Origin of the sequence: Thalassobellus sediminis (genome assembly GCF_044386045.1) — a bacterium.
Classification (GTDB): domain Bacteria; phylum Bacteroidota; class Bacteroidia; order Flavobacteriales; family Flavobacteriaceae; genus Thalassobellus; species Thalassobellus sediminis.
This window is the reverse complement of record NZ_JBISCD010000038.1, coordinates 138,451-156,163: the sequence shown is the minus strand read 5'-3', so window position 1 is coordinate 156,163 and position 17,713 is coordinate 138,451. Positions and strand designations below refer to the sequence as shown.

At 32.0% G+C, this 17,713-nt stretch carries 17 protein-coding genes and 1 tRNA gene; 9 read left to right on the top strand and 9 right to left on the bottom strand.

What is annotated here, in order from left to right; genetic code table 11:
• Positions 1-17: 17 nt before the first annotated feature.
• From folE to ACH5TW_RS04050, 3 genes are all read right to left on the bottom strand, one after another.
• Complete coding sequence (gene folE / locus ACH5TW_RS04060) at positions 18-695, bottom strand: GTP cyclohydrolase I FolE (protein WP_439335201.1); 678 nt, start codon at positions 693-695, stop codon at positions 18-20.
• A gap of 179 nt (positions 696-874) precedes the next feature.
• Entirely contained in the window at positions 875-2,377 is a 1,503-nt protein-coding gene (locus ACH5TW_RS04055) for an OmpP1/FadL family transporter (protein WP_439335200.1), read from the bottom strand.
• 29 nt (positions 2,378-2,406) lie between these two features.
• Positions 2,407-3,612 carry a hypothetical protein gene (locus ACH5TW_RS04050; RefSeq protein WP_439335199.1) on the bottom strand — a complete coding sequence of 402 codons (1,206 nt, stop codon included), beginning with the start codon at positions 3,610-3,612 and terminating at the stop codon, positions 2,407-2,409.
• A gap of 99 nt (positions 3,613-3,711) precedes the next feature.
• On the opposite strand from ACH5TW_RS04050, the gene proS reads away from it, so the two are divergent.
• The 4 genes from proS (at position 3,712) to ACH5TW_RS04030 (ending at position 6,288) form a co-directional block, all read left to right on the top strand.
• Positions 3,712-5,190 carry a proline--tRNA ligase gene (proS, locus tag ACH5TW_RS04045; protein ID WP_439335198.1) on the top strand — a complete coding sequence of 493 codons (1,479 nt, stop codon included), beginning with the start codon at positions 3,712-3,714 and terminating at the stop codon, positions 5,188-5,190.
• A gap of 175 nt (positions 5,191-5,365) precedes the next feature.
• Positions 5,366-5,437: transfer RNA gene (locus ACH5TW_RS04040), tRNA-Glu, on the top strand.
• Positions 5,438-5,468: 31 nt separating this feature from the next.
• Complete coding sequence (rpsT, locus tag ACH5TW_RS04035) at positions 5,469-5,720, top strand: 30S ribosomal protein S20 (protein WP_439335197.1); 252 nt, start codon at positions 5,469-5,471, stop codon at positions 5,718-5,720.
• 211 nt (positions 5,721-5,931) lie between these two features.
• A complete protein-coding gene (locus tag ACH5TW_RS04030; protein WP_439335196.1) occupies positions 5,932-6,288 on the top strand; it encodes a hypothetical protein in 357 nt (118 codons plus the stop codon).
• Between the two features lie 337 nt (positions 6,289-6,625).
• Here ACH5TW_RS04030 and rho read toward each other — a convergent pair whose 3' ends face one another.
• Positions 6,626-8,329, bottom strand: a complete 1,704-nt coding sequence (gene rho, locus ACH5TW_RS04025; RefSeq protein WP_439335195.1) for a transcription termination factor Rho — start codon at positions 8,327-8,329, stop codon at positions 6,626-6,628.
• Between the two features lie 195 nt (positions 8,330-8,524).
• Between rho and ACH5TW_RS04020 the strand changes: the two genes are divergently transcribed.
• Complete coding sequence (locus tag ACH5TW_RS04020) at positions 8,525-8,935, top strand: DUF4293 domain-containing protein (protein ID WP_439335194.1); 411 nt, start codon at positions 8,525-8,527, stop codon at positions 8,933-8,935.
• A gap of 81 nt (positions 8,936-9,016) precedes the next feature.
• Here ACH5TW_RS04020 and ACH5TW_RS04015 read toward each other — a convergent pair whose 3' ends face one another.
• Both ACH5TW_RS04015 and ACH5TW_RS04010 read right to left on the bottom strand, forming a co-directional pair.
• Positions 9,017-9,445 (bottom strand): FKBP-type peptidyl-prolyl cis-trans isomerase, encoded by a 429-nt coding sequence (locus tag ACH5TW_RS04015; RefSeq protein WP_439335193.1) that lies wholly within the window; start codon positions 9,443-9,445, stop codon positions 9,017-9,019.
• 408 nt (positions 9,446-9,853) lie between these two features.
• Entirely contained in the window at positions 9,854-10,360 is a 507-nt protein-coding gene (locus ACH5TW_RS04010) for a metallophosphoesterase family protein (RefSeq protein WP_439335192.1), read from the bottom strand.
• A 179-nt stretch (positions 10,361-10,539) separates the two neighbouring features.
• On the opposite strand from ACH5TW_RS04010, the gene ACH5TW_RS04005 reads away from it, so the two are divergent.
• From ACH5TW_RS04005 to ACH5TW_RS03995, 3 genes are all read left to right on the top strand, one after another.
• Positions 10,540-11,751, top strand: a complete 1,212-nt coding sequence (locus ACH5TW_RS04005) for a deoxyguanosinetriphosphate triphosphohydrolase family protein (RefSeq protein ID WP_439335191.1) — start codon at positions 10,540-10,542, stop codon at positions 11,749-11,751.
• Positions 11,752-12,131: 380 nt separating this feature from the next.
• Complete coding sequence (gene truA / locus ACH5TW_RS04000) at positions 12,132-12,875, top strand: tRNA pseudouridine(38-40) synthase TruA (protein WP_439335190.1); 744 nt, start codon at positions 12,132-12,134, stop codon at positions 12,873-12,875.
• Positions 12,875-14,641: an ABC transporter ATP-binding protein gene (locus ACH5TW_RS03995; RefSeq protein WP_439335189.1), complete on the top strand. Its 1,767-nt coding sequence runs from the start codon at positions 12,875-12,877 to the stop codon at positions 14,639-14,641. The genes truA and ACH5TW_RS03995 overlap by 1 nt, the downstream gene beginning before the upstream one ends.
• On the opposite strand, the gene ACH5TW_RS03990 is transcribed toward ACH5TW_RS03995, so the two are convergent.
• The 3 genes from ACH5TW_RS03990 to folP are packed head-to-tail and all read right to left on the bottom strand — an operon-like array spanning position 14,638 to position 16,970.
• A complete protein-coding gene (locus ACH5TW_RS03990; protein WP_439335188.1) occupies positions 14,638-15,423 on the bottom strand; it encodes a diadenylate cyclase in 786 nt (261 codons plus the stop codon). The two genes, ACH5TW_RS03995 and ACH5TW_RS03990, sit on opposite strands and share 4 nt — an antisense overlap.
• Before the next feature lie 35 nt (positions 15,424-15,458).
• Positions 15,459-16,139, bottom strand: coding sequence for a hypothetical protein (locus ACH5TW_RS03985; protein WP_439335187.1), 681 nt, complete (start codon positions 16,137-16,139; stop codon positions 15,459-15,461).
• Between the two features lie 6 nt (positions 16,140-16,145).
• A complete protein-coding gene (folP, locus tag ACH5TW_RS03980; protein WP_439335186.1) occupies positions 16,146-16,970 on the bottom strand; it encodes a dihydropteroate synthase in 825 nt (274 codons plus the stop codon).
• Between the two features lie 147 nt (positions 16,971-17,117).
• Here folP and ACH5TW_RS03975 point away from each other — a divergent pair, with 147 nt between their 5' ends.
• On the top strand, positions 17,118-17,657 hold the full coding sequence (locus ACH5TW_RS03975) for a DUF1599 domain-containing protein (RefSeq protein ID WP_439335185.1): 540 nt from the start codon (positions 17,118-17,120) through the stop codon (positions 17,655-17,657).
• Positions 17,658-17,713: the final 56 nt, after the last annotated feature.

The window sequence follows — 17,713 nt, the reverse complement described above, 5'->3', positions numbered from 1 at the left end:
TATAAAAATAGGTTAGATTAAAACTTAGTGTCTAATTTAATGTAATCTAAAAATTCTCTACGTGTTGTTTCTTCTTTAAATTTTCCGCCAAATTCTGAAGTAACGGTACTACTTTCAATATCTCTAATACCTCTTGAGTTAACGCATAAATGTTTAGCATCAATAACACAGGCAACATCTTGTGTGTTTAAAACCTCTTGTAATTCTTTTACAATTTGTATGGTTAAACGTTCTTGAACTTGCGGACGTTTTGCAAAATAATCAACCACACGATTCATTTTTGATAAGCCAACTACAGTACCATTTGAAATGTATGCAACATGAGCTCTTCCTACAATAGGTAGTAAATGGTGTTCGCAAGTTGAGTAAACAGTAATGTTTTTTTCAACTAGCATTTCGCCATATTTATATTTATTATCAAACGTTGAAGCCTTTGGTTTTTTCTTAGGATCTAAGCCTCCAAAAATCTCATTAACAAACATTTTTGCAACACGATTTGGTGTGCCATTTAAACTATCGTCAGTTAAATCAAGCCCTAATGTTTCCATAATATGGCGAACATCGTCTTTAATGATATCTATTTTTTCTTCGTTAGAAAGCTTAAAAGCATCCGTTCGAAGCGGTGTATTTGATAAAGTTCCAATATGGTCTTCTCCTAAAGAGTCATATTCTTCTATGTTATTGTCAATTTTCATCTATAAAAAAGTCGCGTTTTAAGTCTGCAAAGATAAGTAATTCCGTTTTCTTATGTTTTATCTTAACAAACAATTAATTGTAATCTGTTTGTCTGATAAAAACTGAATAAATTACATTTAAATAAAAAAGCTTGAACTATTTAAGTTCAAGCTTTTTGAGTATTTTGTAACACTATTTTTTAAATATTGAAACTTAAAGATAGTGTTAAATTTGAGTTTATTCTATTAATGTTTACTGCATCTGTTAAGCCAATATTATAAAGAGGTATTGCCGATGAACGTTCAGATTGGTCATAAGTTAAGTCTAGTTTTGTGTTTCCAAAATTAAAGCCAACCCCCAAAGAATAACCTGTTAAGTCGCCTACTGTAACACCATCTTTATATGGGCTTTCTTCAAAGCGGTAACCACCTCTAAAACTAAATTGTTTCACTTTATATTCTCCTCCTAATCTATAGGTTGATGCTGTAGTTAATACATTTGTAATGTCACTATTTAAATCTATATAATCATTTTCTGGTTTAAATTTGGTAGCACTGTAATCTTTTGTAGAATAATCAAAACTTAATAAACCTTGTTTTCCAAAAACATATGCTAAACTACCTGTTAGTTTTGCTGGTGTTTGTAATTTGTATTGAGGGTAAATATTTATAATATCACCAATAAAATCAATATCAGAATCTGCTAAATTAGTATTTATCGATTGTGTTGTTTCTTCCTCAATAGTGTACCATGTTGGCGAATCATAAGTTATGCCTACTCTAAACTCAGGGCTTAATTTTATAATACCTCCTAATTGGAATGAAAATCCGTTTCCTGTAGTAGATAATGTGTTACCAAAGTCAATAAAATTAATTAAAGAGTTAGAATTGTTGTTGTCTTCAGAAAGAAATGTTGAACGTTGATAATCTATAAAATGCGAATTTAAATTTAGCCCTAAATATAAATTATCTTCATATTGAGTAGCTATGTTAAATGTAACTTTTCCATTATATCCAGTAGCAAAATAAGAGTAATCATGTTGGAAAGTACCATCTCCTAAATTTGATGAATACGTTGTGTTGTCATCATCATCCAAATCTGGTTCAAGTATAAATGCTTGATAACCTAAAAATGCTTGTTGATGTTGAAAACCAAAAACATTTCCTATATCTTGATATGCATCTTCTATAAATTCATCACCAATTAAAGAAATATCTCCTAGTCTAACACCATTTGCATAATTTGAAAAATATAAATCAATAGATTGATTATTTGTGTTTGTTCCAATAGCTCTCCAGTTATCATTATGATTGTTAGTTCTTTCATAGGCTATGCCAATGGTGAACTTTCTCCAAGGTGAATTATTATTGCTAGCAAATACAAAAGAAGCACCTCCTTGGTTTATGTCAAAATTTGAATCATTAGATATGTTTAATCCATTAAAGTATTGTGAGTTATTTTCGGTGTCTATATTTGATAATGAGAATGATGCGTGACTTTGGCTGAAAACAGCTGATCCAGCAGGATTTAAACTAACAGCACTCATGTCGCCACCTAAGGCTCCGAAAGCACCGCTTAAGGCTCTAAAACGGGCTGATCCTTGAATTTCATCTTGTGAATAACGTAGTGCATCACTAATGTCTTGTGCGTATATTGTGGACATAGAAAGCAACCCTATGAACAGTAAATTTAACTTTTTCATGTGTATTTTTTTATTGTTTTTTATAAGATTTAGCGACGTCTTCCACCACTTGAAGAACCAGAACTTCTTGAGCTTCCACTAGAACTTCTACTGCTACTGCTTGAAGACCTTGAAGCTGAACTTGAACTTGAAGAACTACTTCTGCTAGGTGTGTAACTAGAATTTCTTGAAGATGATGAAGATCTACTATAGCTAGAATTGCTTCTAGATGGTGTGTAAGTTGAACTTGAACTTCTTCGTACATTAGAAGATGTTGCTCTTGATGTTGAATTTGAAGACGGTGTTCTTACCGAAGTACTTCTCCGCATCGTTGTATTGCCAGATTGAGTTCTTGGACTGTAATTTCTTGTTGCAGTATTAGAACTTCGTCTAACGGTGTTACCGCTTGTTGAATATCGTGTTGTATTTCTGTTGGCAATAGTAGAAGAACTGTTTCTTCTAGAAGTGTTATATTTTGAAATAGCTGTTCTGTTTTGAGTATTAGAAATACTACTACGTCTATTAATGTTACTAGACCTGCTAATTAAATTTCTGTTATTTACTGAAGCATAACTACCTCTTCTGCTTGCATTGAAGGAAGTATTATTTCTTGTGTAATATCTGTTGCTATTGCCATAGAAACCTCTGTTTCTGTAGCCCCAACCGTTATAAGCCCAACCACCATAAAAACCACCACCGTAAAAAGGAGAGCACCAAAAAGGATCGTTCCAGCCCCAACCAAAACCACCGTTCCAGCCCCAGTTATTCCATCGGTTCCAGCCCCAATTGTTCCATCCGTTATAACCCCAGCCCCAATTATTTATACCATAGCCAAAGCCACCATTCCAACCCCAGTTATTCCAACCGTTGTCTATATAGTTTATAGTAACACTATTGCTGTCTTGTCCCCAGCCAGCATAACCTTGGTAATCATTAGTATCGATTAAAGAATCATTTTCAATATAATTATTACTTTCATACGAATCAATATCTGTGAAGATTTCATTATTAGAAATAAAATAATCAGCTTCTAGCGATTTATTTTTAAAATAGTTTTTATAATAACTATTGTTATTCTCATTAGGTACTTCGACAGCTGCAGTCTCTTGTTGAATTACTCTAACTGTATTGTCACCATAAATTCCATCACTATCTACACCAACATATTGGTATGATCCACATGATGATAAACCAAGCAGCAAAGTAATTGCTGCTAAGAATGGCATTTTTCGTTTTAAGTAGTCATTAAGTTGCATATCTATAGAATTTAATTGTTGGACATAACAAAAATAGTTAGTTTTGCTGAACTATTTTTATATTTAACATAGTCACAATATTTGTGCCAAAACATTTATATGAGCAAAAAACTTACCAGTAGAGCAGAAGATTATTCAAAATGGTATAACGAATTGGTTGTAAAGGCAGACCTTGCAGAGAATTCGGCCGTTAGAGGTTGTATGGTAATTAAGCCATATGGCTATGCAATTTGGGAGAAAATGCAAGCAGAATTAGATAGAATGTTTAAAGAAACTGGACATCAAAACGCTTATTTTCCATTATTTGTGCCAAAAAGTTTATTTGAAGCCGAAGAAAAAAATGCCGAAGGTTTTGCAAAAGAATGTGCCATAGTAACACACTATAGATTGCAAAATGACCCTGATAAACCTGGGAAATTAAGAGTAGATCCAGAAGCTAAGTTAGAAGAGGAACTAATTGTTCGCCCTACCAGTGAAGCTATTATATGGAATACGTTTAGAGGTTGGGTGCAATCTTATAGAGATTTACCATTGTTAATTAACCAATGGGCCAATGTCGTACGTTGGGAAATGCGTACACGTCTGTTTTTACGTACAGCTGAGTTTTTATGGCAAGAAGGACATACGGCACATGCAACAAAAGCAGAAGCTTTGACAGAGGCTAAATTAATGAATAATGTATATGCAACTTTTGTTGAAAACTTCATGGCAATACCTGTTGTACAAGGGGTGAAAACGGAGAGTGAACGTTTTGCAGGTGCCGATGAAACATTTTGTATTGAAGCATTAATGCAAGATGGAAAAGCGTTGCAAGCAGGAACATCTCATTTTTTAGGACAAAATTTCGCAAAAGCCTTTGATGTTAAGTTTGCTAATAAAGAAGGGAAACAAGATTATGTATGGGCAACTTCTTGGGGTGTATCCACCAGATTAATGGGCGCTTTAATTATGACACATAGTGATGATCAAGGCTTAGTATTGCCTCCTAATTTAGCACCAAATCAAGTAGTCATTATTCCTATATATAAGAATGAAGAACAACTTAATGCTATTACAGAAGTAGTAAATGGCATTATGAAAGATTTAAGAGCTAAAAATATATCGGTTAAGTTTGATAATAGAGATACATTTAGACCAGGAGCTAAGTTTGCACAACATGAGTTGCAAGGTGTGCCTTTAAGAATTGCTATAGGCGCAAGAGATTTAGAAAACGGTACGGTAGAATTAGCTAGAAGAGACACTTTAACTAAAGAGGTAGTTGCACTCGATACTTTAATTGATAAAGTTGAAGGTTTAATGAGCGAGATACAAGACTCATTATTTAAAAAGGCTTTAGATTTTAGAGATAATCATATTACAGAAGTAAATACTTTTGACGAATTTAAGGCTGTTTTAGAAACAAAAACAGGATTTATTTCTGCGCATTGGGATGGTACAAATGAAACAGAAGAAGAAATAAAAGGGCAAACTAAAGCAACTATTAGATGTATTCCTTTAGAAATGAAGGCAGAAGAAGGTGTTTGTGTGTACTCTGGAAAACCTTCTAAAGGTAGAGTGTTGTTTGCAAAAGCGTACTAATATAATTTTTTTTTAAAAAAAATTATATTAGTGTTGCGACATTTAAAAATAGTTGTATTTTTGCATCCGCAATGGAGACATTGTTAGTTATTTGAAAGTAATGTGTATTGAAAAAAATAAATTTTAAGTTGCAGTTTTGTAAATTAAATTTATCTTTGCGCACTCTTAAACAAATGGCCCGTTCGTCTATCGGCTAGGACGCCAGGTTTTCATCCTGGTAAGAGGGGTTCGATTCCCCTACGGGCTACAATTTTTTAATAAAGAAAGAATAAAATAAAATGGCAAATCACAAGTCAGCATTAAAAAGAATTAGAAGTAACGAAGCGAAACGTTTAGTTAATAAATATCAACATAAAACAACTCGTAATGCTATTAAAAAATTACGTGAGTTAACAGATAAGAAAGAAGCTGAAGTATTATTTACTTCTGTTGTTTCTATGTTAGACAAATTAGCTAAGAAAAATGTTATTCATGCAAACAAAGCTGCAAACCTTAAATCTGGTTTAGCTAAGCATGTAGCTGCTTTATAAGACATAAATAAAGTTTAAATAAATTATTAAAAGCTTTTCAGTAATGAAAAGCTTTTTTTGTATGCATTCATTTTTTATAATGCTTTTTTAAAGAATTATTGAAATGATTAAATTTTAACAAACAAAATCATAAAAAAATGACTGATTTTGATTTCTAAAAATTTAAATTTGCAATTATAAAAAAGTTAATTAATTATATAATCTTACCCTTTTGGAAAATAAAAAAGCAATTAAATTAATCGACAAAATTCTGACTAACCTGGATGAAACAGGTATTAATACAGATACATTAATTGAAGATTTAAAGGTATTAAGAGAATTTGCTTTAGAAGCACAAATACCTTTAGTAGTAAAAGTACTTAGATTGACTTACGAGCACATAGAAGCTAATGAGTCGTTTCTTATTCCTATTATTGACGATGAGCCAATTGAAGAAGGTGTTGTGTTAGAGGCCGATTCTAATCCAGTAGAGAGTCTTAAGTATTTAATTTCTCTTATAAAGAATCTTGATAATAAAATGAATATAGCCGATTTAAAAGAATATAGAGATCTTTTAAATGACTATTAATTTATAAAAAATAATATTAGTACTTGAAAACGATCACTTTTAAAGTGGTCGTTTTTTGTTTTTATAAAAGTTCGTGTTTTAATTGTTTGCTTATTTTTAATTAACGAAATTATGAATGCGTTAGCGATTGCAGTGGTTAGCTTTTGGCGAGCGGAAGCATCGAGCCAAAACTATGAACGTAAAGCGCGACCCTTGGGGTAACGCCCAAAATGAAAAAACCTCAACAATAAATTGCTGAGGCTTAGTGGTTGTTAGTTTAATGTTTAGTTTAGATTCCTGTTTTACGGGAATACAATTGTATTAGAAACTTAAAGCTGGTGTCTAGGTTTCATTTTTGTTATCCGTTCATGGATATTAAAAATTCTTCGTTATTTCTGGTTTGTTTAAAACGATCGTTTATAAACTCCATAGCCTCAACAGGGTTCATATCGGCAAGGTATTTACGCATTACCCACATACGTTGTATCGTGTTCGCATCTAATAAGATGTCGTCACGACGCGTACTAGAAGATGTTAAATCGATAGCAGGGAAAATTCTACGGTTAGATATTTTTCTATCTAATTGTAATTCCATGTTACCCGTTCCTTTAAATTCTTCAAAAATTACTTCGTCCATTTTAGAACCTGTTTCAGTAAGTGCTGTAGCAATAATGGTTAAAGAACCACCATTTTCAATGTTACGAGCTGCACCAAAGAAACGTTTTGGTTTGTGTAACGCGTTGGCATCTACACCGCCACTTAATATTTTACCAGATGCAGGTTGTACGGTATTGTATGCTCTTGCTAAACGTGTAATAGAGTCTAAAAGAATCACAACATCATGACCGCATTCAACTAAACGTTTTGCTTTTTCAAGAACAATGTTAGCAATTTTTACGTGCTCATGTGCTTCTTTATCAAAGGTAGAAGCAATAACTTCGCCACGTACATTACGTTGCATATCTGTAACCTCTTCAGGGCGTTCATCAATTAATAATATCATTTGATAAACTTCTGGATGGTTTGCTGCAATAGCATTAGCAACATCCTTTAATAACATGGTTTTACCCGTTTTAGGTTGCGATACAATCATACCACGTTGCCCTTTACCAATAGGGGCAAATAAATCCATAATTCTTGTAGAAATAGTGGCTTGTTTTTCGGCAAGGTTGAATTTTTCTTGCGGAAATAACGGCGTTAAATGTTCGAAAGCTACACGGTCTCTTACTACATTAGGATTTTGGCCATTTATTCTACTAACTTTTATTAAAGGAAAATATTTTTCACCTTCTTTTGGAGGTCTTACATGTCCTAAAACAGTATCTCCTGTTTTTAATCCGAATAAACGAATTTGAGATTGCGATACATAAATATCATCTGGTGATGATAAATAGTTATAATCAGATGAGCGTAAAAACCCATACCCATCTTGCATAATATCTAAAACGCCTTCACTTTCAATAATGGCATCAAATTCAAAATCTGGTTCACGGTAGCGGTTTCGGCTATCCTTATTACCATTATTACTGTGTACGTTGCCGTTTTTTTGATTTTTATTTTGGTGATTAGGTTCTCTTTTTTGTTGAGGTCTAGGTTTAGGTTTTTGTTGATTATCGTTTTTCCTATCGTTTTGAGGTCTAGGATTTGGTTTATTCTCTGTTTTTTGCTCTTCCCTTTTGTTAGGAACATGCGCTTTAGGTTTTTCAGAAGTTTCAACTGTTTTAGTTTCTTCTACTTTATTGTCAACAGCTTTTACTTCTTCTAAAGGAAGTTCTGGAGCTTTTTCAGCAGGCTTATTAGGTATGTTTTTAATAGGCTTAGGCTTTTGTACACGTTGTCTAGGTTTTCTAGCTACTGGCTTAGGTTTTTCAGTTGTATTGTCAGTAGGTTTTTTAGGTTCAACAACTGCTGAAACCGCTTTTGGATCGGCAGCTTGAGTGTCTAATATTTGGTAAACTAAATCTAATTTTTTTAAAGAACGGTATTTTGGGACGTTCAGTTTACTTGCAATCTCCTGTAAATCAGCGAGTTTTTTTTCTTTTAATTGTGAAATTTCAAACATTGATGCTTATATGTGATATTTATTTGAATAATAAATTTTGAGTTATTCTGAAAATAATGATTTTATTCTGAAGAATTAATAACCTGTTAATGCGGTTATTGAGGATTTATAATGCAATTATACAACTTTATTTTAATTTTTAGTATTAATTTTAAAAAAGAAACTACTATTTTTGCCATCTAGTTTTTAAAATTTATGCTACAACGTATTCAAACCATATATCTATTAATCGCTGCAGGAGTTTCTGCGGGGTTAATTTTTGTGTTTGATTTATGGTCTACAACAGACCAATTTAAAGTATTTGCTATGGATGTTAATTATGTATTTGTTGCTTTTTTAGCATCGGCATTATTAGCAATCATTACTATATTTAAGTACAAAAACAGGAAGTCTCAATTTATGTTGGGGCGTCTTAACATCATATTAAACTTTTTTTTACTAGGATTTTTTGTATATCAATCTCTAAATATATCTGGAGAGACGGCGGTTTCTGAGAAAGGTATTGGGATGTTTCTTCCTATTATTTCTATCGTGTTTTTGGTTTTAGCCAATAAAGCCATTAAGAAGGATGAAGATCTTGTAAAATCTGTAGATCGATTACGATAAACCTAACATCTTAGTAGTATTAGTGCGAAAAAAACCCAAAGTGAAAACTTTGGGTTTTTTTATATACTATAAAATAAATTATTATTTTATTTCAATAACTTCTAAATCGAATATTAATTCATGTCCTGCTAAAGGGTGATTAGCATCAACAATAATATGATCTTCTTTAACTTCAGCCACACGAAATTGTGTTTCTCTACCTTGTTCATCTTTAGATGCTAGACCCATACCTACTTCAGGAGCCATATCTTGCGGAAGTTGTTCTTTCTTTACTTCGTAAAACAACTCTTGTCGTACATCGCCATAAGCTTCTTCAACAGGAATATTGATTGTTTTCTTTTCGTTTACTTTCATATCAATAATACCTTTTTCAAAACCAGGAATAAGTGCACCTTGACCTAATGTAATTTCTAAAGGCTCTCTTTCTAACGAGCTGTCAAAAACTTGTCCATTGCTTAATTTTCCTGTGTAATGTACTTTTACCGTATCATTTTCTTTTACTTGACTCATAAATAATATGTTTACTGTTTTTAAATCGCTGCAAATCTACGGTTAATCTATAGAAGTCTTGGTGCTTTTTTAGGGTTTTTAGCGTTACCTTTTATCCTGAATTTAGTTCAGGAACAGGTCGGGCTTTTCGTTCATAGTTTTGGCTCGAAGCGTCCGCTCGCCAAAAGCTAACCACTGCAATCCCTAACGCGGGCAAGTGTGCTAAAATTAGTAACTAAGGTAAGTTCTAAGTGAATTTTAATGATAAATAGTGTTTTGTCATGTCGACAGAGCGAAGTAAGAGCGACGAGACATCTCATAAGGATGGGATTCCTCCTCGAACCTCGTTCGGAATGACATCGTTCTTGTATTAAAATTGTTTAAAATATGATTGTTAACTAATATGTGTTATAAAGTAATTAGGAAGGGCTATTTTTGTGGATGCCTCACCGGAAATTCAATAACCTCCAAATTGTCAATTTTTTTACCATCAATAGTAAAGCGTAACATGGTTCTGGTTTTATGAAATCCGTGTTTTCCAACCGCACCCGGATTCATGTGCAATACATGTAATTTCTTATCGGGCATAACTTTTAAAATATGCGAATGCCCACAAATAAAAAGTCTAGGTGGGTTTTGTTTTAAAGCCTCAATAACTCTGCCGTTGTATTTTGGCGGATAGCCACCAATGTGCGTTATCCAAACATCAACATCTTCACACATAAACCGATTGTGTTCTGGGAATTCTAAACGTACTTGTGCATCATCAATATTACCATAAACACCGCGTAAAGGTTTTAGTTTTTTTATGGCATCTGTCACTTTTAAATCGCCAATATCTCCTGCATGCCATACTTCATCAGCTTGTTTTACATATTTTAAAATATCATTATCTATATAGCTATGCGTGTCTGAGAGGAGTAATATTTTTTTCATGAATGGTAACTAGAATGTATGTTGGTAAAGTTATATATAATTGTTTTAAAAGAGGAGAAGAGATGATTAAGATTTTTACATTGTCTTTGTCGGAAATTTTAGCTAAATTCGTTTATCGTATGATATAAAACATTAAAGCGGTTTCATATCAACGTCGTTGGCAACAATAAATAAAAAAAATGAAAGAGGAAAAAGATTATATTAAAGAAAAAGAAGCTGAATTAGAATTAGTTAGTAAAATAAGAGTTGATAAAGATTATAAAGGAAACACTTATTATTATAGAAGTCATTCTGACATTGATTTTTCAAGAGTTTTATATTCATCTTCAGCTAGAAGGCTTCAAGGTAAAATGCAGTTGCTAGTACCTAAAAGCCAAGTTTTTTATCGTAATCGATTAACTCATAGTCTAGAAGTTTCACAAATTGCAAAAACAATTGCAAAAAAGCTTAGATTAAAGGATACTCAAACTGTTCAAGTTTGTTCTCTTGCACACGATATTGGTAATCCACCTTTTGGTCATGCTGGAGAGATATTCTTAGGAAATTGTTCTCAAGAAAGTTATGAGGGAAATGCTCAAACATTTAGAATACTGCGAACAGTTGAGGAACGCCATCATGACTTTAATGGTCTAAATTTGACTTTAAGAACAATGCTTGGAACAGTCAAATATTTAAAAAAACAAAAAGAAAGTGAAAAGATAACAAATAAAAAATTTCTATATGACAATGATTATGATTTAGTCAAAAGCTGGTTAAAAGAGTACAATATTAACCATAAAACAATTGATTGTGAAATAATGGATATTGCAGATGAAATAGCTTATGCAGTTCACGATTTAGAAGACTCACTAAAACTAAAGTACTTTAATATTGATGAACTTTTACATGAATTTAATATAAATGAAAAATATAATGATGTATCTGAAATTTTGACCAAAATAGTCGAAAAAGCCAAATCATTTGCATCAAAATCTGAAACTTATGGAACATCAGAAGAATACGCCATGTTATTTAGAAAAGAACTAAGTTCAATTTTAGCTACAACTTTAATTAATGATGTAGGGCTAACTTCTGAAAATATTTTAGGATATAAGAGCTTAGAAAAACTATCAAATGGATTAAAAAAATTAACTTTTAAAACAATTCAAAGACAATCTGATATAATTGAATATGAACAATTAGGTAAACATGTATTAACCCGATTATTTGGACTTTATACAGACAAAGACTATAATAAAGATATGAAGTTATTACCTGCAAACTATAGATTTCCAGAAAATTGGGATAGAAATGTTTTAGATTATATAGGGGGTATGATGGATATCTATGCTATTCAACAATATGAAAAATATTTTGGTAAATTAGAAAAGAAAGGACTCTATTTTAAATAATATAATACTGTTGCCAACAATGTATATAAAAAAAACAGCGGTTTTTGGTGCTTAAACGAATAATAGATAATTATATAAAGGTCAGTTATAATCCGAAAAGAAAGTGCAAAAAATCCGCTACTTTTCATATACTAACCGTTAAACGAACCACTTCAAAGACAGCTAAAAACAAAGCACATCAAACACTCGCGTTAGGGATTGCAGCGGCATCCTTTTGCTTTTTCGCAAAAGATATAGCGTAAAGCCCGACCTTTAACCTGAACTAAATTCAGGATAAAGGTAACGCCCAAAACACATTTTTAATATATAATTAAGATGCGAGGTTTTATAGGAAGCACAAAACTATCTATATTTGTGCTTCAACAAAATTAGTAGAGCTTTTGCGATATTTTATAGAACTTTCTTATAGTGGTAGTGCGTATCATGGTTGGCAAAATCAACCCGATGCTATTTCGGTACAAGAGGTTTTAGAAAAAGCATTGTCTATGTTGTTAAAACAGCCTATTGCTATTATGGGCGCAGGTAGAACTGATACTGGTGTGCATGCGAAACAAATGTTTGCACATTTTGATTATGATGGCAATTTTGATGCTACCAATTTAGTTTTTAAACTGAATTCTTTTTTGCCTAAAGATATTGCTATTCAGGATGTATTTAAAGTAAAAGATGATGCACATACGCGTTTTGATGCTGTGAGCAGAACGTATTTATACCGTGTAACCTTAAAAAAGAATGTGTTTTCGGTTAATGATGCGCTTTACGTAAAGCAGGCTTTAAATATTGATAAAATGAAAGCTGCTACAGAGATTCTATTTGAGTATAAAGATTTTCAATGCTTTTCGAAAAGTAATACCGATGTTAAAACATACTTTTGTGATATTATGAAAGCGGAGTGGGTTGTGGTTGATGGCGAACTTCTGTTTACCATTAAAGCAAACCGATTTTTACGTAATATGGTGCGAGCTATTGTTGGTACGATGATTAATGTTGGTTTAGGTAAAATAGAAGTGCGTGATTTGCACACTATTATACAATCTAAAAACAGGTGTGAAGCTGGGTTTTCGGTGCCTGCACATGCTTTATATTTAACTGAAGTTGAATACCCAAAGGATATAAAAATATAATGACTAAAGAAAAGGAAAGCATATTTGACGTTAAGCTATTTAAGCGTCTTTTTGAATATATTAAACCTTATAAAGGTGTGTTTTTCGGTTTAGTTATATTAGTAATTGCGCTTGCTGTATTTAGCGTAACAACTCCTAAGATTACTCAATATGCCATTGATGAAAGTATTGCTAAAAAAGAGCCTAAAGATTTTTTATTTTACATAATGATTATGATTGCTGTTTTGGTTTTACAAACAGTATTTCAGTTGTTGTTTATTTATTACGCCACTTGGTTAGGTCAGAATTTGGTAAAAGATGTACGTGTAAAACTGTTCGACCATTTGCTTAAATTTAAAATGAAGTATTACGATAATTCGTCGGTAGGTGTTTTAATTACCAGAGCCGTAACCGATATGGAGCGTATTGCCGATATTTTTGGACAAGGTTTGTTTATGATTGTAAGAGACTTGTTAACCATGGCTGTTGTTTTTGGTGTTATGGTTTACACGAATTTGAAATTGAGCTTGATTGTCTTTTTTATGCTTCCTGTGTTACTTTATGCCACACGAATTTTTCAAAAGTATATGAAACGTGCTTTTGAAGAAGTTCGTAATGAAGTGTCTAATTTAAATTCTTTTGTGCAAGAGCGTATTACGGGCATGAAAATATTACAACTGTTTACGCGTGAAAAAACAGAATACAAGGCTTTTAAAACTATTAACGAACGTCATAAAAAAGGCTGGTTAAAAACAATTTGGTATAACTCAATATTCTTTCCTTTAGCTGATTTGTCATCATCTGTTACTATTGGTTTAGTGGCTTGGTATGGTGGATTAAATGTGGTTTTAGAAGGCACAATTACTCTAGGGGTTTTAATCTTGTTTATTATGTTTATTCCTATGTTGTTTAGACCATTAAGGCAAATAGCCGATAAGTTTAATACACTTCAAATGGGTATGGTTGCTGCTAATAGAGTGTTTAAAGTGATAGATACCACATCGCAAATTGATGATAATGGCACTTATGTTGCTGAACATTTTAAAGGCGATTTAAAATTTGATACCGTTCGTTTTAGTTATGTGGAAGATGAAGAAGTTTTAAAAGGCATTTCGTTTGATGTAAATGCTGGTGATACGGTTGCTATTGTTGGTGCTACTGGTGCGGGAAAATCGACCATTATTAATTTATTGAATCGTTTTTATGAAATTAAAGATGGTGTAATTTCGGTTGATGGTATTAATATTAAAGAGGTAACATTAGCATCATTACGCACTCAAATTGCGGTTGTTTTACAAGATGTGTTTTTGTTTGCTGATACTATTTTAAATAATATTACACTTAATAATCCTGATATAACCGAGGAAACAGTTAAACAAGCTGCCAAGGATATTGGTATTCATGATTTTATTATGAGTCTGCCTGATGGCTATCATTATAACGTGAAAGAACGTGGTGTGATGTTATCTTCTGGTCAGCGACAATTAATTTCGTTTTTACGTGCGTATGTTACAAACCCGAGTATTTTGGTGTTGGATGAAGCGACCTCTTCGGTAGATTCGTATTCGGAACAATTGATTCAAAATGCAACCGATAAAATAACCAATGGCAGAACCTCTATTGTGATTGCACATCGACTAACAACCATTAAAAAAGCCGATAAAATAATAGTAATGGATGCTGGTGAGATTGTAGAACAAGGTACTCACAACGAATTACTTAAAAAGAAAGATGGTTATTATAAAAACTTGTACGAAGTACAGTTTTTACAGGAGGAAGGTGTTTAAGTTAAATCTTTTTTAATCATAGTGTTTAGTTCGTTTGTGTCTTCAAAAACCACAAATTCACCATCTTTAAAATAAGAAATATGTCCTGTTTCTTCACTAACTACAAGTGCTAAAGCATCTGTTTTTTCTGTAACACCAATAGCAGCTCTATGGCGTAAACCAAAACGTTGCGGAATGTTTTTTTCATTATTTACAGGAAGAATAACGCGGGTTGCTTTAACAACATTATCATTAATTATAATCGCACCATCGTGTAACGGACTGTTCTTAAAAAAGATACTTTCTATAATGGGTTGGGTAACTTTAATATTCATTTCATCACCAGAATCTGATAGAAAATCTAAATTATTATTGCGCTCAAAAACAATTAAAGCTCCTGTTTTAGACATCGACATTTTATTACAAGCAGAAATAACAGCATCTACATCGGTACCGTCGCTAGTTTCTGTTTTTAAAAAGTTGAATTGCTTTAAAAATTTACGTCGCCTATTAAAGTTGGTAGAACCTACCATTAATAAGAATTTACGAATCTCTGGTTGAAAGACGACAATTAAGGCTATAATTCCCACTTTCATAAAACCACCAAAAATACCCGTGAGGAGTTCCATATTTAGAAACTCTGTAAGTTTCCAAACCAAATAAATAATAATAATACCTATAAAAATATTGATGGCTACCGTGCCTTTTACCAGTTTGTAGATGTAGTAGAGTAGAAGTGCTACTAGAAAAACATCTACGTAATCTATAAAATCAAATTTTAGAAGGTCATTAAAAATTTCCAATAGTAATGGGTTTTTGTAAATTTAGTAAAAAAGGGTTAATAAATGAATTCGTCTTTTATAATTGTAAGATTCTCTATGTCTAATTCTGAAAGTAGTGATTTATATGTGATGTAATCTTGAAAAGACAAGTTATCACTAAAGTTTAAAATTAATTCAACGTCTTGTTCTTTGTTGCTGAATAAATCTTTTAAATCGTTAATTAAATTGTCTTTAGTTGATGTTTTATTTATTAAATCTTCCATAAACCCCATGATTTCAATTTTATTAGAGAAAGTAATACTGAGTCTCACATTCTTTGGAATATCTGAAATTTTGGTAAAGTATTCACCAGCAGGTTCTTTATGATACACAACATCTGTAAATTCAATAAATCCTAAATTCTTTTTACTCGTGTCATTACAAGTAAAATAGTTTTTAGAATTTTCATTTTTATGACTGGAGTTTTGCTTTTTCTCCTGTAAAAATTTAATATGCGGAATGGCTTGTTTCAGAGTTAAGCGTTTATCAACGTTAAACAACCAATTAGTTGTGCTAATAAGATTTTTTCTATTGAGTTCTACACTGTCTTTTTGAGTTTCATCATAAAACAAATAAGCAGCAGAAACATCGTTTATTTCTGAGATTTCAGAATGACTTATTTCTGGTAATTGTACCGTTTTTCCTTTTCCGCAGGAAAAAAAAAATAACGTAGTGATTAGTAAAATATAATATCTCATGCTTTCTTAATTCCTTAACGATTCAACTAATTTAATGCATTCCATAGCTTCTTTTACATCATGAACTCGTAAAATAGAAGCGTTTTTTTGTAATGCAATGGTGTTTAAAACCGATGTGCCATTTAAAGCGTCATTGGCTGTGGTTTCTAGCTTTTTATAAATCATAGATTTTCTTGAAACACCCACCAATAAAGGTTTTTCAATCATATTTAAAAGTTCTAATTTATTGAGTAGTTCGTAATTCTGTTCTAATGTTTTAGCAAAACCAAAACCAGGATCAATAATAACATCAACAATACCTAATGCTCTAGCATCTGCTATTTTTTCAGAAAAATAAAATAGAATATCTTTTACAAGATTATCATAATCAGTTTGCTTTTGCATGTTTTGTGGTGTACCACGCATATGCATCATAATATATGGAACATGTAGGTTTGCTATAGTTTGCAACATGTTCTCATCTAAATTTCCAGCTGAAATATCGTTAATCATGCAAGCACCAGCATCAATACATTGTTTTACAACGTTGCTTCTAAAGGTGTCAATAGAAATGAGTGTTTCAGGAAATGTTTTTAAAACTAAATTTACAATAGGAAGTATTCTGCTTAATTCTTCGGCTTCACTAACATGATCGGCATTTGGTTTAGAACTGTATGCGCCTATATCGATAAACGTAGCACCTTCGTCCAGCATTTTTTCAACATGAAGTAGCACTTCTTTTTCGTTTTTATGAGCGTCGCCATCAAAAAAAGAATCGGGTGTAATGTTTAAAATCCCCATTACTTTTGGCGATGATAAATCAATAAGTTTTCCTTTGCAATTTATAGTCATAATCTAAAAATTTCAATATTTTAAATATCAAATTCCAAACCTAAAACTTTAAATTTGGAACATCAAGTGTCGTCTTAAAAACTTTAAACCTTAAACTTTTGAACTTTAAACTATTTAAGCGAAATTTACACAAAATTCAATTTATTTATGCAAGATACTTCAAAACAATACGATGCCGTTATAGATACCTGTAAAAATTTATTTGTTAAAAAAATGAGTGATTACGGTAGTGCATGGAGAATACTACGTTTACCATCGCTAACCGACCAGATTTTTATAAAAGCACAACGTATTAGAAGTTTACAACAAAACGATATTAGAAAGGTAGATGAAGGAGAAGCTAGCGAGTTTATTGGTATTATAAATTATGCTATCATGGCTTTAATTCAGTTAGAAAAAGGCATAGTTGAACAACCAGATTTATCGACAGAAGAAGCTAAGGAATTGTATGAAAAGCAAGTTGCTATTACCAAACAATTGATGGAAGATAAAAACCATGATTATGGTGAGGCATGGAGAGATATGCGTGTGAGTAGTTTAACCGATTTAATTTTACAAAAATTACTAAGGGTTAAGCAAATTGAAGATAATAAAGGAAAAACATTAGTAAGCGAAGGAATTGATGCGAATTATCAAGACATGATTAATTATGCCATTTTTGCGCTTATTCATTTAAACGAAATGTAATTGTTATTCCTGCGAAGGCAGGAATAATAAAAATTATGAAACATTCATAACTACAT